11 protein-coding genes are annotated in these 15101 nt (G+C 68.0%); 6 read left to right on the top strand and 5 right to left on the bottom strand.

Annotated features, from left to right (window positions below; all coding sequences use genetic code 11):
* The first annotated feature begins 153 nt into the window (after positions 1–153).
* The 3 genes from ACFQ6X_RS14525 to ACFQ6X_RS14515 all read left to right on the top strand — a co-directional run bounded on the left by ACFQ6X_RS14525 (position 154) and on the right by ACFQ6X_RS14515 (position 5356).
* A complete protein-coding gene (locus ACFQ6X_RS14525) occupies positions 154–1134 on the top strand; it encodes a hydroxyacid dehydrogenase (protein WP_383181394.1) in 981 nt (326 codons plus the stop codon).
* The gene (locus tag ACFQ6X_RS14520; RefSeq protein WP_383181107.1) at positions 1131–2402 is read left to right on the top strand and encodes an alpha-L-fucosidase; all 1272 of its coding nucleotides are present in this window, start codon (positions 1131–1133) and stop codon (positions 2400–2402) included. Before ACFQ6X_RS14525 ends, ACFQ6X_RS14520 begins: the two co-directional genes overlap by 4 nt.
* A 92-nt stretch (positions 2403–2494) precedes the next feature.
* The gene (locus tag ACFQ6X_RS14515) at positions 2495–5356 is read left to right on the top strand and encodes a hypothetical protein (RefSeq protein WP_383181104.1); all 2862 of its coding nucleotides are present in this window, start codon (positions 2495–2497) and stop codon (positions 5354–5356) included.
* 147 nt (positions 5357–5503) lie between these two features.
* Here ACFQ6X_RS14515 and ACFQ6X_RS14510 read toward each other — a convergent pair whose 3' ends face one another.
* The 5 genes from ACFQ6X_RS14510 to ACFQ6X_RS14490 all read right to left on the bottom strand — a co-directional run bounded on the left by ACFQ6X_RS14510 (position 5504) and on the right by ACFQ6X_RS14490 (position 9248).
* Entirely contained in the window at positions 5504–5626 is a 123-nt protein-coding gene (locus tag ACFQ6X_RS14510; protein ID WP_383181101.1) for a hypothetical protein, read from the bottom strand.
* A 58-nt stretch (positions 5627–5684) separates the two neighbouring features.
* Positions 5685–5855, bottom strand: a complete 171-nt coding sequence (locus ACFQ6X_RS14505; RefSeq protein WP_351181839.1) for a hypothetical protein — start codon at positions 5853–5855, stop codon at positions 5685–5687.
* Positions 5856–6001: 146 nt separating this feature from the next.
* Positions 6002–6910, bottom strand: a complete 909-nt coding sequence (locus ACFQ6X_RS14500) for a carbohydrate ABC transporter permease (protein ID WP_383181098.1) — start codon at positions 6908–6910, stop codon at positions 6002–6004.
* Positions 6907–7908: a carbohydrate ABC transporter permease gene (locus tag ACFQ6X_RS14495; protein ID WP_383181095.1), complete on the bottom strand. Its 1002-nt coding sequence runs from the start codon at positions 7906–7908 to the stop codon at positions 6907–6909. Before ACFQ6X_RS14495 ends, ACFQ6X_RS14500 begins: the two co-directional genes overlap by 4 nt.
* Positions 7905–9248, bottom strand: coding sequence for an ABC transporter substrate-binding protein (locus ACFQ6X_RS14490; protein ID WP_383181092.1), 1344 nt, complete (start codon positions 9246–9248; stop codon positions 7905–7907). The genes ACFQ6X_RS14495 and ACFQ6X_RS14490 overlap by 4 nt, the downstream gene beginning before the upstream one ends.
* Positions 9249–9851: 603 nt before the next feature.
* Between ACFQ6X_RS14490 and ACFQ6X_RS14485 the strand changes: the two genes are divergently transcribed.
* The 3 genes from ACFQ6X_RS14485 to ACFQ6X_RS14475 all read left to right on the top strand — a co-directional run bounded on the left by ACFQ6X_RS14485 (position 9852) and on the right by ACFQ6X_RS14475 (position 15035).
* Positions 9852–10205, top strand: a complete 354-nt coding sequence (locus ACFQ6X_RS14485; RefSeq protein WP_383181089.1) for a hypothetical protein — start codon at positions 9852–9854, stop codon at positions 10203–10205.
* 253 nt (positions 10206–10458) lie between these two features.
* Positions 10459–13281 (top strand): carbohydrate-binding protein, encoded by a 2823-nt coding sequence (locus ACFQ6X_RS14480; RefSeq protein WP_383181086.1) that lies wholly within the window; start codon positions 10459–10461, stop codon positions 13279–13281.
* On the top strand, positions 13278–15035 hold the full coding sequence (locus ACFQ6X_RS14475) for a ThuA domain-containing protein (RefSeq protein ID WP_383181083.1): 1758 nt from the start codon (positions 13278–13280) through the stop codon (positions 15033–15035). The genes ACFQ6X_RS14480 and ACFQ6X_RS14475 overlap by 4 nt, the downstream gene beginning before the upstream one ends.
* Positions 15036–15101 lie beyond the last annotated feature (66 nt).

Genomic DNA, 15101 nt, shown 5'->3' with positions numbered 1-15101 from the left:
TCGATCAGCACATTTTCGAATTTTCGATCGTTCGATCTTGACGATCGAAATGCCCATCCCTACTGTCGCAGCATGACCGCGCTGACCACGGACTCGGAAGAGTCCCCACCGCCGGCCGCGGAATCCCGCCGCCGCCCCCGCGTACTGCTGGCGATGGAGCCCTCGCTCGCTCCCTCGCTCCTGAGCGAGCGGACGCGGCGCCGGCTCGCACAGGTCGCCGACTGCGACCCCGATTTCGTGGCGTACGACTTCTCCGACGCCACGGCAGTGGCCGCGCTCGGGGCGGCCGAGGTCCTGCTGACCTTCTGGGGCTGCCCCGTCCTCGACGACGAGGTTCTGGCCGCGGCGCCCCGGCTGCGCGCGGTCGTGCACGCCGCCGGGACCGTGAAGGGCCACGTCACAGCCGACTGCTGGGAACGCGGGATCACCGTGTCGTCGGCAGCCGCGGCCAACGCCCTGCCGGTGGCGGAGTACACCGTGGCCGCCGTCCTGTTCTCCAACAAGCGGATCCTGGAGGTGCGCGAGGCGTACCGCCGCGTCCGCACCGAGCACGACTGGCGTGCGGCCTTCCCCGAGGTCGGCAACTACCGCCGCACCGTCGGCATCATCGGGGCCTCGCGCATCGGCCGCCGTGTCGTCGAGCTGCTCGGTCCGTACGCGCTCGACGTCGTCGTCCACGATCCGTACCTCTCGGACGCCGAGGCCGCACACCTCGGTGTGCGCACCGTCGGACTCGACGAACTGTGCGAGACATCCGATGTCATCAGCCTGCACGCCCCGGAACTCCCCGCCACCCGCCATCTGCTCGACCGCCGCAGATTCGGACTGATGCGGGACGGAGCCACCGTCATCAACACCTCGCGCGGCTCACTCGTCGACCAGTCCTCGCTCACCGAGGAGTTGGTGGCCGGCCGGCTGCACGCGGTCATCGACGTCACCGAGCCCGAGGTGCTGCCCGCCGACTCCCCTCTCTACGACCTGCCCAACGTCCTGCTCACCCCGCACTACGCAGGCTCGTTCGGCAACGAACTGCAGCGCATGGCGGACTCCGCCGTGGAGGAGGTCGCCCGGTTCGCCGCCGGAATGCCCTTCGCCCACCCGGTCAGCCGCACGGAACTGGAGCACACGGCGTGACCATGCAGCCCTGGTTCTCCGAGGCCAAGCTCGGAATCTTCGTCCACTGGGGGATCTACGCGGTCGACGGAGTCGGCGAGTCGTGGTCGTTCTTCGGCGGGGACGTCCCGTACGAGACGTACCTGGCTCAGCTGAACGGCTTCACCGCCTCCCGCTATCGCCCCGACGACTGGGCGAAGCTCTTCCGCAAGGCCGGTGCCAGGTACGCCGTACTGACCACCAAGCACCATGACGGCGTCGCACTCTGGGACACCGCGCAGACGGACCTCTCGGTGCCCCGGCGCAGTCCGGTGGCCCGCGACCTCGTCGGCCCGTTCGCGGAAGCGCTGCGCCGGCACGACCTGCGCGTCGGTCTCTACTTCTCGCACAGCGACTGGAGCCACCCCGACTACCCGAGCGTCCGGCCGTCGAGGCTGCACAGGCCTTGGGTCGACAACCGCTATGCGATGCCCGCACCGGGCCACGAGGACCCCGAGCGCTGGGAGCGCTACCTCGAGGTGGTGCACCGCGGCCAGATACGCGAGCTGATCGAGGGCTACCGCCCGGATCTGCTGTGGTTCGACGGCGCGTGGGAGCGGGACGAACGCCAGTGGCGGATGAAGGAACTCCGTGAGGAGATATCCGCTCTGAGTCCCGGGACCGTCCTCAACGGACGCATGCTCGGCCACGGCGACTTCGCGACGGCTGAGCTCGGGGTGCCGATCAGGCGGCCCGAGGGACCCTGGGAACTCTGCTACACGATCAGCGACCTGTGGGGCTACCAGCCGCAGGACACCCGGCACAAGAGCGTGCGCGAGCTGGTGCGGGTCTTCGCCGAGACCATCGGTCACGGCGGCAACCTGCTGCTCAACACGGGCCCCAGGGAGGACGGCACGATCCGTCCCGAGCACGCGCAGCGCCTCGAAGGGCTCGGCCGGTGGATCAGCCGCAACCAGGAGGCCGTGTATCCGACGGAGGCGGGCCTGCCGTACGGGCACCACTACGGCCCGTCCATGCTCTCCAAGGACCGTCGCACGCTCTTCCTCGTCTGCTTCGACACGCCTCGCGTCTTCGTCGAACTCCGTGGACTGCACAACACCGTGAAGAGGATCTCCGTCCTCGGCACGGGCCAGGAACTCGGACACCGGGTCGTCGGCGGCTTCCCGAGCCGCCGCGTCCCCGGCGTGGTCCGCATCGAGGTGCCGACCGTCTCCGACCCGTACGCCACCGTGCTGGCCGTCGAACTCGACGGGGAGCTCGACCTGTACACGGGCAGCGGCGAGGGCTGACCCGAGATCCGGCACGGCACCGGCGTCCGCCACCGCCGCTCCTGCCCACCGCAAATGCCTCGTACCCCGCCCACGACCTCGATGGAGAGATCATGCCCAGAGCCATACCCTCCCGCGTCAGCCGGGCCGCCGTCGCCGGCGCGGCCATGGCGGGAGCACTCGCCGTGTCCCTTCCGGCGCCGCACGCCCATGCGGCCGAATCCCTGGTCGTCAACGGTGACTTCGAGCAGGTCGCGGCCGACGGCGGCATCGTCGGCTGGCCGCAGAGCGAGAACCGCGACAGCGGCCGTGCCACCGTCATCGACGGTGCGGGCCCCGACGGCAGCCGCGCCCTCGCGCTCGACCTGGGCAACGCCGCCGGCAAGGCCGCGATCGGCCAGGACATCCCGGTCACCGACAACACCGGGCTCCAGGCGTACCGGATCAGCTTCGACGAACGCGCCGTCGGCCTTTCCGGCTACGGCGGTGACCTGTGGGCCCGCGGTTTCGGCCATGACGCCCTCGTCGGCCGGATCTCCGGCACCACGGGCTGGCGCAAGGCGCATGCGGTCGTCCTGGCCCGGCCCGGGACCAAGGCGGTCAACCTGTTGCTCGCCCTCGAGCAGTCCACCGGACGGATGCTGATCGACAACGTCAGGGTCGAGCACATCGACGGCAACGCCGTCGGTGCCAGCGTCCAGCCGACCGGTGCCGTCCAGCTCTCCTGGCACTTCGCCGCGGTCGGGGGAACCCCCGCCTCCTACCAGGTGCACCGCTCCACCCGCGCGGACTTCACCCCGGGCAGCCGGACCCTGATCCGGGCGGTCCCCGATGCGTGGACCGCCGAGGACGGCTCCGGCCGGCCGGGCAGCCGCTACACGTACAAGGTCGTCGCGCTGGCCGCCGACGGCTCGACGCTGGGCACCACCGCCCCGGAGACCGTCACCATGCCGTCGGTGTTCCTCGACGAGCAGCGGATCGATGTACTGACGGCCACGGAGGGCAAGTCAGGCGCCCGCCTGGCCTGGCGACTGAAGGCGGGCAGCAAGGCACCACTGACGGTGTACGCAGGCGGCTCGGAGGTCGCCGACGGGAAGCTCCACAAGGCCCGCAAGGTCGGCACCTTCCACGCCACCACGGGCGGCGTCACACTGTCGGACAGTGCCTGCAGAGGCGCCACCGGCTTCGCCGTCACCGGCAAGGACGGCAAGGTCCTGGCCACAGCGGCCCTGGCCGGTCTGCAGCACCCCCGGATGGGAGTGACCGACGACAAGCTCGCCGACGTGCGCAGTGCCATCCGGCAGGACGGCGCTCCCAGATCCACGTACGACGGCCTGGTGAACCGCGTCGCCAAGGGCCTGCCCGCCTACAACTACCGCCCGGGCGAGGCACAGGCGTCCTGGGCGCAGGACGCAGCCCTCCTCTACCAGGTCGGCCAGGACCCGGCGTACGCGCAGACCGCCTACGACGCACTGATCGAGTCCGGTCGGACCATGCCCTTCGTCAACGGCACCGCGTACGCCGGGGCGGCAGCGCTGGAGACCGCCAACGCCGCGGCTCCGCTGGCGGCCGCCTACGACTGGGCGTACCCGGGCTGGACCCCCGCGCAGCGCACCGAGGCGCAGAAGGTACTGCAGCGCGTCGCCGCCTACCTGGAGGTCTCGTACCACCCGAACTTCGACCTGCCGGTCAAGCAGAGCAACTGGACGGCGGTGGTCCGCGGCGGAGAACTGGCGCTGCGTCTGGCGGTACGGGGCGACGGCCCGTTCGACCTGCAGGAGTACCGGATCCCGCAGCTCATCGACGCGATGGGCCGGCACCTGGACACCGCCTACTCGGAGACCGGCTGGGACCAGGAGGGCCTGGACTACTTCAGCTACGGGCTCGGCGTCGGCGGCCCCGGCGTGACCGGCTCGATCGACTCGGGCATCGGTGCGCTCAAGGCGAAGTGGCAGCGTCCGGGGTTCGCCAACCTCCTGCTGCACAGCAGCTCGCTGCAGCCGGACAAGGCCCGCCTGCAGTGGGGGGTCGGCACCTCCACGGGTGCGCTCCCCCTGCCGGGCCTGATCTTCACCCAGGTGCCCGCCGAGCAGCAGGCGGCGTGGCTGTGGCAGTACGAGAGGTCGGGCGGTGGAGGCGGAGCCTACGAACTGCTCGAATACCCGTACGGCGTCACTCCGCAGGACCCCGACGAGGCCCCCGTCGCGGTGCGTCGGGCCCTGCTCGACGACCACGGCGGCTCGTACCTGTTCCGCAACCGCTACCAGGACAAGGACGACGTCCTGGTCGGCGCGCAGAACCGCAACGACAACCACATCGGCTGGGGCGGCTTCGACACCTTCGCCCTCTCACTGGTCAGCCATGACGTGACGTGGGCGCAGCAGCCGGCCAAGAACTACGCCAAGCGGGAGCTGTTCTCCAAGCCGCTCATCGACGGCTTCCCGGAGAAGCGCAGCACGGACTCCGTCGCGGGCCGGGGCGAGACGCTCGAGTCCCGCAGCTACCCGGGGCAGGGCGGCGGCTTCGTCTCCCTCGACAGCCACCTCAACTACGAGGTGACGAAGGCACGTCGCGACCTGGCGGTGGACATGCGTCCGGCCGGCGGTGCGGACACCGTCGTCGCTGTCCACGACTCCTTCGCGAACAGTGCCTCGCACACGTACGCCTGGCAGCTCGCGCCCGAGGCAGGCACCGCGATCACCTTCGGCGAGGAGGAGTCCGGCGCACGGACTTTCCTGTTCAGGAAGGGCGACAGCTGGCTGAAGGGCTGGGTGCTGAGCCCGGAGGGCGCCGAACTGTCCACGGACAAGGGCGCGTTCAAGGTCACCCGGACGGGTGCGGAGGCCGACTTCAGGATCGTCCTCGCCGTCGGCAGGGGCACCCCGCCCACTGCCACCACGTCGGGCGGCGAACTCACCCTGGGCGCCACCACCTACGACCTGGACAACCTGCGGGACTTCGACCCTTCGCGGTAGTGGCTGCGGACGCACGCGGCGGCGAGGACCTCTCCGGTCCTCGCCGCCCGTCCTCGGAGCGAACGCATGGCGAGCGCTTCGATTCAACCGCTGCACAGCACCACACCGGCACTGCCCACACGCAGCGCCGATCCTCGGGGTGCCAGGTCAGCCGCTGCGTCGGGCAAGGCTGTAGATGAGGATCAGGACAGCCGCCGCCATCACCAACACGTGCAGCCATGCGGGAGCAGCTGAGGCGTCGGCAGCTGTGGTCGTCACGAACGGGGTCATCGCGCGCTCTCTCCTTCTCTGCGGGTGTCCGAGGTGGACTGCAGCCGGTCGGGCGGTGTCACCGTCGGCGCGTTCTCCACCCGTTGCCGATGCCTGCGACATGCAGGGCCAACAGGCCCAGGCCCAGCAGCATGACGTTCACCGAGGCGAAGACCTCGTTGGTCGCTATGTCGGCGGCGTTGATCAGAAAAGCGATGAAGAACAGCACCGCAGCAGCTATCGCCAGCATGATGTGACTCCTTCCGGTAGTTGGAACACGTGTGCCCCGGAAGGCAGGAAACAGGCCTGGGGGAAAGGCTCCCGCGAAAGAAGTCGATCCGCGCCGGTCGATATCGGGGCCGCGCAGCCCCAGCTCACCCCCCTCGCGCTCCCTGCTCACCCCTTGCTCGAGCCGAGGGAGAGTCCCGCGATGAACTGCTTCTGCAGCAGGATGTAGACCACCAGGGTCGGAATCGCCGCGATCATGGCGCCGGCCGCGATGAGGTTCTGGTTGCTCACGAACTGCCCCTGGAGATTGGCCAGCGCGGAGGTGACGGGGCGTTTGTCGCCGGACGACATCAGCGTGATGGCCCAGAAGAAGTCGTTGTAGATCCAGGTCGTCAGCAAGGTGGCCAGCGCGGCCAGGGCAGGCCGGCACAGGGGAACCGTGAGGGACCAGAAGCGGGTCCACAGGCTCGCCCCGTCCACCAGTGCGGCTTCGTACATCTCGGCGGGGACGGACTTCATGTAGTTGCTCAGCACGAAGACGCAGAACCCCAACTGGAAGGCCACGTTGATGACGACGAGGCCGAAGAGGGAGTTGTACATCAGGCCGCTGTCCGCGAGGAACGACGGCAGCGGGATCTTCAGGTACATCCGGAACAGCGGGGTGATGATCACCTGTTGGGGCAGCAGGTTCCCGGCGGTGAACAGGATGAGCAGGGCCACGTTGACCTTGATGTTCACCCTGGTCAGGACGAAGGCCGCACCAGCGGCGAGCATGAGCACGATGACGACCGCCGGCACCGTGATCAGGACCGAGTTCCAGAAGAACTGCCCCATGTTCGCCTGGGACCAGGCGTCGGTGAAGTTGCTCAGCGTCAGCTCGTGCGGCAGCGACACATACCCGTGCTTACGGGTGTCGGAGTACGGGCGAACCGCTATGTAGAGCGCGAACAGGAGGGGCAGCAGCCACAGCACGGAGGCGGTGATCAGGAAGACCTGTGCGAGAACCTGGCCCCGCGGGCGCACTGTCCGGACGTCACCGACCGGTGCTGCGGTCCTCGACAGCGTCTCGGAACTCACTGTGTTTGCTCCCTGCGGAAGGTCTGATGGAGGAAGAGACAGATCGGCACCAGGGAGATCAGCAACAGGACGACCCCGAGAGCGGATCCGAAGCCCACGCGCTGGGTCTCGCCGACGATGTTGGAGGTGACCAGGACCGACAGCAGCTCAAGTCCGTTGATGCCCTTGTTGGTGATGTAGACCAGGTCGAAGGCACGGAGTGACTCGATGCCGGTGATGACCATGATGACGATGTTGATGGGTCGCATCGCGGGGAAAATGACCCGCCAGAACGTCTGCCATGCGTTGGCGCCGTCGATGAGGGCGGCTTCCCGAAGGGTCGGGTCGACGGCCTTCAGGCCTGCGAGGTAGAGGACCATCACGTACCCCGCCTGCCGCCAGGTGGCTTCGACCAGGACGGCCCACAGGTTCAGGTCCGGGTCACCGAGCCAGTCGATGGCGTTGTTGTCTCCGGCGCGCCCGATGACGGTGTTGATCACGCCGTAGTTCTGGGAGTACATGAATTCCCAGATGATGCCGACGAGCGCCAGGGAGAGCATGACGGGCAGGAACAGAATGCTCTGGTACATGCGGCTGCCGCTGATGCCCCGGTCGATGACGACCGCGAACAGCATGCCGAGCGGGGTGGCGATCACGACGAAGACAGCGAGCCAGATGAAATTGTGCTGGACCGCCGGCCAGAATTCCGGGTAGTTCGTGGCGGCTTGGTGGTAGTTCTGGATTCCGTTGACGCAGCCGTTGTTGAGGATCGAGGGCAGGGCGGGATCACATGCCTTGGTACTCAGGTCGCCGATGCCGTTCCACCGGGTGAACGACAGCAGTACGGTGCCGAGCGCCGGCACCCACACGAAGCCCAGGCTGAGCAACAAGGGGATGCCGAGCAGAAGGGCGGCGACGGCACGGTCGCGGGAATTCGTGCTCCGTGCGCGGCGCTTCCTCCAGGCAGCCGGGGCGTCGGGCGGTATGTGGGGTCGGGGGGTGCGAGTGACAGTAGTCATCCGGTGTAGATCGCCTTCGCCTGGGACTCCGCGCTCTTCTGCAGTGACGCGATGCCGTTGGTGGCGGGGTCGTCGATGAACTTCTGGATGAGGGAGATCATGGCTGTGGCCATGGCGGGGTCGGCGTCGCGGTCCATGAACTGGGCGACGGCCTTGCACTTGCCGATCTCTGCCACGGACTTCTTCTGGATGGCGTTGTATGTGGGGACGACCAGACCCTTGGCCAGGCCGACGTCCCACTGGTCGGTCTTGAGGTACTCGGCTTCGGCCTCACCGGTGCCGATGTATTCCAGGACGGCCTTGGCCGCTGCGGGGTTCTTGGCCTTCTTGCTCAGCATGAAGCCGTCGGTCGGGGCGTCCATGTAGTCCTGGCCCCACTTCGGGTTGATCGCGGGGAAGGGGAAGAAGTCGAGGTCGTCGAGGTCTGCTTTGTCGCTGACGAACTGTGCGGCGACCTGGTTGGTTCCCTGGAACATCATTCCGGCCTTCTTCGATTCCAGGGTTTTGGCCGCGTCCTGCCAGATCCGGCCGTTGGCGCCGCTCTGCACGTACGGCATCATCTCGGCCCAGTGCTGGAAGACGTTGTGCACGCCCTGATCGGTCCACGGGATCTCGTGCTTCATCAGCTTGACGTGGTAGTCGTAGCCGTTGATCCGCATATTGAGGATGTCGAAGGTGCCGAGTGCCGGCCAGCCGTCCTTGTCGCCGAACGCGATCGGGATCAGGCCGTCGGTCTTCATCTTCTTGCACAGGGCCATGTAGGCGTCCCAGGTGGTGGGGACGGTGTAGCCGTTCTTCGCGAAGAGGCTCTTGCTGTAGAAGACGACCCAGGGGTAGTTGTAGATCGGCACGAAGTAGTGGTGGCCGTCCAGGCCGGTGGAGAGTTTCTTGGCGACGTCGTTGAAGTTGCCGCCGATCTTCTCCCACACGTCGTCGATCGGCTCGGCCAGTCCCTGGGCGGCGAAGTACTGCATGCGGTATCCGGCGAACCAGGTGAACAGGTCGTCCGGCGTGCCCTGGAGGTAGCTGGTGATGTTCTGCTGGAAAGTGTTGTGGTCAACAGTGTTGATCTTGATCTTCGTCTTGGTCGACGCCGCCGCGGAACCGGTGAGCGCCGCGAACGCGGACCTGGTCGCAGGATCGGAGTAGTTCGACCCGAAGGTCACCGTGCTCCCGGCCACCGGGCCCGACGACTTGCCGGTCTCGGGCTCCGAGTCACCGCAGGCCGATAGCACCCCTCCGGCGGCTACGGTCAGTCCGGCCGCGCCCACACCTCTGAGTAGGTTCCTGCGCGTAAAGGTGGAACGAACATCGTCATTGTTCGGGCCGACAACCGACATGATGCCTCCATGGCGTGAGTAATTGAGCCGAGGGATGACGGCGGTCGTGAATTCAGCCGGAACACATCCTGCCCGCACAGTTCCAGCCATTTCCAACAGAAGCCACCAAGTTGCAACGCAATCGATCGCAGGCGTAGTTCTACGCCCCACCTCGCCGCCAAGTCAACGCCTCCGACCGCAAAGAAGGGTGGGAGCCGAGTGCGGCCGAACGCTGACCTCAGAAGCGGCGCTCCGTGACTGGAGCCGGAGCACCACTGGACAACAAGGCGGCTTGCCCGTAACCGAGTTGACAGATCTTCCAGGTCAGCGGAGGCGACGATCGCACGTGAGGGCGAGCGAATCACGGATTGGTCGATCCATGAAAGGGCTTTCTTCATCCTGACTGTCGCGGGGCCTTCCCCTCACACGCATCGGAGAGGCCCCCGTGACAGTCAGGGACGGCGGGCCCGGTCCGGCGTTTCAGGCCCGTTCACGGCCCGTCGAACGGCGTTCGCCATCGCGCACTCGCCGCTTCCCTGTTCATTCTCGTGCAAAGCGTTGACGCTCAATCAAACACAATTCCACACTGTGGCGCACTATCCTCCCGCCGAAGGAATGCGACGCATGCTCGCAGGGAATTTCAGAACCGCGCTCCTGTTCACGTACGCGTCAGTGGTCGCTCCGGCCGCCGCCGTACTGCCCGCAAGTCCCGCCCACGCGGCGGCTGCGGCCCCGATCACCAGCTGCACGACCGCCGCCGGCCCGACCGTCGGCTCGTCGGTCTCCGCACAGATCGGCCTCGACGGCGGTGAGTTGCGATGCGCCGTGTCCGGCCAGGGAGTGGGCGTACCGAGTCCGGCCCCCATCGGCATCGAGACCGTCGCCGCAGACCTGACGAAGGATCTGGCGTGCACGGGTCGCCAGGACCGGGCAGTCACCGCCCCCAACGAGCACTGGGGGCACACCCCTCCGGCATGACCCGTCCGTACGACGGCCCAGGTGTGTCCGCCGCCCCGGGCGCCCACTCCGCCCCTTTGTCTCTCCACAAGAGAAAGTTGCGACTCGGTATGTCAAAGGGGTATCTGGCCGGAGAAAAAGCCATTACCTTCCTGATCTGAACCGGACAACAAGGACCGAGTGCCCTCCCCTCCCCCTGGGGGCAGCCGGCCTCCCGGCGCGACGGCGCGCGCCTGTGCTCCACCTTGACCCCGTCACCACACGGAGGATTCGCGTGCACAGGAGACACACCCGAGCTCTCGCGGCGTTGGCCTGCACCTTGCTCGCCGCCGCGGGCACCCTCACCGCCCAGCAGAGACCGGCCGAAGCAGCACCTGCGGCGGCCGACGAGTTCCAGCAGGTCACCCTTGCCAAAGGGGTGGCCGAGACGGGTGAGCCGATGACGCTCGCCGTCCTGCCCGACAGGTCCGTCCTGCACACTTCACGGGACGGCACCCTGCGGCTCACCGATGCGGCCGGCACCACCAAGGTCGCCGGCCGGCTCGACGTCTACTCGCACGACGAAGAGGGCCTCCAGGGCATCGGCGTCGACCCGGGCTTCACCGGCAACCGCTTCGTCTACCTCTACTACGCCCCGAAGCTCTCGACTCCCACCGGGGACGCCCCCGCGAACGGTTCAGCGGCCGACTTCACGCCGTTCGACGGCGTCAACCGGCTCTCACGTTTCGTTCTCAGGACCGACGGCACCCTGGACACCGCGTCCGAGACGAAGGTCCTCGACGTCCCCGCCAGCCGTGGTCTGTGTTGTCATGTCGGCGGCGACATCGACTTCGACGCCCAGGGCAACCTGTACCTCTCCACGGGCGACGACAGCAACCCCTTCGCCTCCGACGGGTACGCCCCCCTCGACGAACGGCCGAACCGCAACCCCGCCTACGACGCCCAGCGTTCGGCGGGCAACACCAACGACCTGCGCGGCAAGGTGCTGCGCATCAAGGTGAACGCGGCGGGCGGCTACTCCATCCCGTCGGGCAACCTGTTCGCTCCGGGAACCGCGAGGACGAGGCCCGAGATCTACGCCATGGGCTTCCGCAACCCCTTCCGGATGTCGGTGGACAAGCCCACCGGGACCGTCTACCTCGGTGACTACGGCCCGGACGCCGGCACCGCGAACGCAGGCCGCGGACCTGCCGGGCAGGTCGAGTTCAACCGGATCACCAAGGCGGGCAACTACGGCTGGCCCTACTGCGTCGGCAGGAACAGCGCCTACGTCGACTACGACTTCGCCACCTCGACGTCCGGGGCCGCCTTCTCCTGTTCGGCCCCCAGGAACACCTCGCCGAACAACACAGGCCTGACCGACCTCCCTCCGGCCCAGCCCGCCTGGATCCCCTATGACGGCGGCTCGGTTCCCGAGTTCGGCAGTGGTTCCGAGTCACCCATGGGCGGGCCCGTCTACCGCTACGACGCGGCCTCGACCTCGACGGTCAAGTTCCCCGAGCACTTCGACGGCGACTTCTTCGCCGGTGAGTTCGGCCGCAAGTGGATCAAGCGCATAGAGCAGGGCGCGGACGGCACCGTGCAGTCGATCAACGCCTTCCCCTGGCAGGGCACCCAGGTCATGGATTCGGCCTTCGGCCCGGACGGCGCGCTGTACGTCCTCGACTACGGCACCGGTTACTTCAACGGCGACGCCAACAGCGCCGTCTACCGCATCGAGTACGTCACCGGGGAACGGGCCCCGCTCGCCAAGGCGGCCGCCGACCGCACCTCCGGCAAGGCCCCCCTCACCGTGAAGTTCTCGTCCGCCGGCACCACCGACCCCGACGGCGACCCCCTCACCTACGCCTGGAAATTCGGTGACGGGGGCACCTCCACCGCGGCCGACCCCTCGCACACCTACACCACCAACGGCCGCTACACCGCGGAACTCACGGTCTCCGACGGCACCGGCAAAACCGCGAACGCCTCAGTGATCATCACCGTCGGCAACACGGCGCCCAGCGTCACCCTCGAACTGCCCACCGACGGCACCATCGTCGACATGGGCGCCGCAGTCCCCTTCAAGGTCACCGTCACCGACCCCGAGGACAGCGCGATCGACTGCTCCAGGGTCAAGGTCAACTTCATCATCGGACACGACAGCCACGGCCACCTGCAGACATCCGCCACGGGCTGTTCCGGCACCCTCAGAACCATCGCCGACGGTGAGCACGACCCCAACGCGAACATCTTCGGCGTCTGGGACGCCGAGTACACCGACGGAGGAGCGAACGGACAGCCCGCCCTGACCACCCACGACCAGAACCTCAGCCAGGGCAGCCAACGCCAGGCCGAGCACTTCGGGGACTCCGCCGGTGTCACGATCGTCGACAAGACGGCGGCACACGGAGGCAAGGCGGTCGGCTACATCGAGAACGGCGACTGGATCTCGTTCAAGCCGTACCTCCTCACCAACGCCACCAAGCTGACCGCCCGCATCGCCTCCGGTGCCGCGGGAGGCACCTTGGAGATACGCGCGGGCTCCCCCACAGGCACCTTGCTCGGGTCGGCGGCCGTCCCCGCCACCGGGGGCTGGGAATCCTTCCAGGACGTGTCCGCGAACCTCACCAACCGTCCTGCCGGCACCACCACCCTCCACCTCGTCTTCAAGGGGGGCAGCGGATCCCTCTTCGATGTCGACGACTTCACCTTCACGACCGACGGCACGCAGGCACGGACAGGCCAGATCACGGGCATCGACGGCAAGTGCGTCGATGTGGCGGCCGGAGCCAGTGCGGACGGCACGCAGATCCAGTTGTACGGCTGCAACGGAACGGCCGCCCAGCAGTGGACGGTCGGCACGGACGGGACTCTGCGCGCGCTCGGCAAATGCCTGGACATCAGCGGGGGCGGCACTGCCGACGGGACGAAGATCCAGCTGTACGGCTGCAACAACACCGGGGCCCAGAAGTGGGCGCCGCAGTCGGACGGCACCCTGAAGAACCCGGTGTCGGGCAAGTGCATGGACGCGGCCGGAGGGGCCTCCGCCGACCGTACCAAGCTCCACCTGTGGACCTGCGGTTCCGGTGCCAACCAGAAGTGGATCCTGCCATGAGCCGACGACACACGCGCCTCGCCATCTGGGCCGCGAGCGCTCTCCTGGGCGCTGCCGCCCTGCCCACGGCGGTCTCCACCGCAGCCGAACCCGAGCCCGGAGCGCCGGCCCACGTCCTCTCCCCCGCGGCGGCCGACCCGGCGTACGACGTGCTGGTCTTCTCCAGGACCGCCGGCTTCCGCCACTCCTCCATCGACGAAGGCATCACTGCCTTACGTGAGCTGGGCGCAGCCAACAACTTCACCGTCACCGCGACCGAGGACGCGGCTGCTTTCAACTCCGCCGGCCTGGCCGGCTACGAGGCTGTGGTCTTCCTCTCCACCACCGGCGACGTCCTCAACGCCTCCCAGCAGACCGCGTTCGAGGGGTACATCAACGCCGGTGGCGGCTACGTCGGCATCCACGCGGCGGCCGACACCGAGTACGACTGGACCTGGTACGGCGGTCTTGCCGGCGCTCTGTTCCGGTCCCACCCGCAGATCCAGCCGGCCACGGTGACCGTGGAGGACCGCGCTCACGACGCCACCTCCCACCTCGGCCGGACCTGGCAGCGGACCGACGAGTGGTACGACTACCGCACCAACCCGCGAACGACCGCACACGTCCTGGCATCGCTCGACGAGTCCACGTACAGCGGCGGCGCGATGGGAGGTGACCACCCGATCGCCTGGTGCAAGGACTACGAGGGCGGGCGTGCCTTCTACACAGGCGGCGGCCACACCGAGGACTCCTACACCGATCCCGCCTTCCGCCGCCATCTCCTCGGCGGCATCCGCTGGGCCGCGCGCCTGACGGAGGCCGACTGCCGACCGGAGACGGGCTACACGTCCCTCTACGGCCCCTCCGGCAGCCCGGGATGGAAGCAGGCCGGACCTGGGTCCTTCAGCGAGTCCGACGCCACTCTCACCTCCCAAGGCGGCCTCGGTCTGCTCTGGTACGAGGCCAAGGAGTACAAGGCGTACTCACTGAAGCTCGACTGGCGGCAGGCCGGTGACGACAACTCCGGCGTCTTCGTGGGCTTCCCGGCCTCCGACGACCCGTGGTCGGCCGTCGACAACGGCTACGAGATCCAGATCGACGCGACGGATTCCTCGGACCGCACCACGGGATCCGTCTACGGCTTCAAATCGGCTGACCTGCCCGCCCGCGACGCGGCGCTCAACCCGCCGGGAGAGTGGAACACCTACGAGATCCGGGTCGAGGGCGAACGCCTCCAGGTCTTCCTCAACGGCCGCAGGATCAATGACTTCACCCAGACCGATCCCGCCCGCAGCCTCCAGCAGGGCCACATCGGCCTGCAGAACCACGGCACCGGCGACGACATCTCCTTCCGCAACGTCCGCATCAAGGAACTCGGAGCCCCGACCGGCCCCCGCGAGGGTGCCGTCACCGGCATCGGTGCCAAGTGTCTCGACGTCGCGAGCGGCGCGAGTGCCGACGGAACGCAGATCCAGTTGTGGACCTGCAACCGTTCGGCAGCCCAGAAGTGGACGGTCGGTGCGGACGACACACTGCGGGCGCTGGGCAAGTGCATGGACATCAGTGGTGGCGGATCGGCCGACGGCACGAAGATCCAGCTCTACACCTGCAACGGCACCGGCGCCCAGAAGTGGGTGCCTCAGGCCACCGGCACGCTGAGGAACCCTCAGTCGGGCAAGTGCCTGGACGCGTCCGGCGCTTCCTCGGCGGACGGCACCAAGGTCCATCTCTGGTCGTGCCACACCGGCGCCAACCAGAAGTGGGTTCTGCCCTGAGCAACCCCTCGACTCCGTCGGCACCGCGGGAGGCGGCGCCGACGGAACCGGCCGCGATTCCGGGCC

The organism is Streptomyces sp. NPDC056452, from assembly GCF_042796085.1.
Lineage (GTDB): Bacteria > Actinomycetota > Actinomycetes > Streptomycetales > Streptomycetaceae > Streptomyces.
Note: the sequence above shows the minus strand (reverse complement) of the source record. Positions and strands in the feature narration are given on the sequence as shown.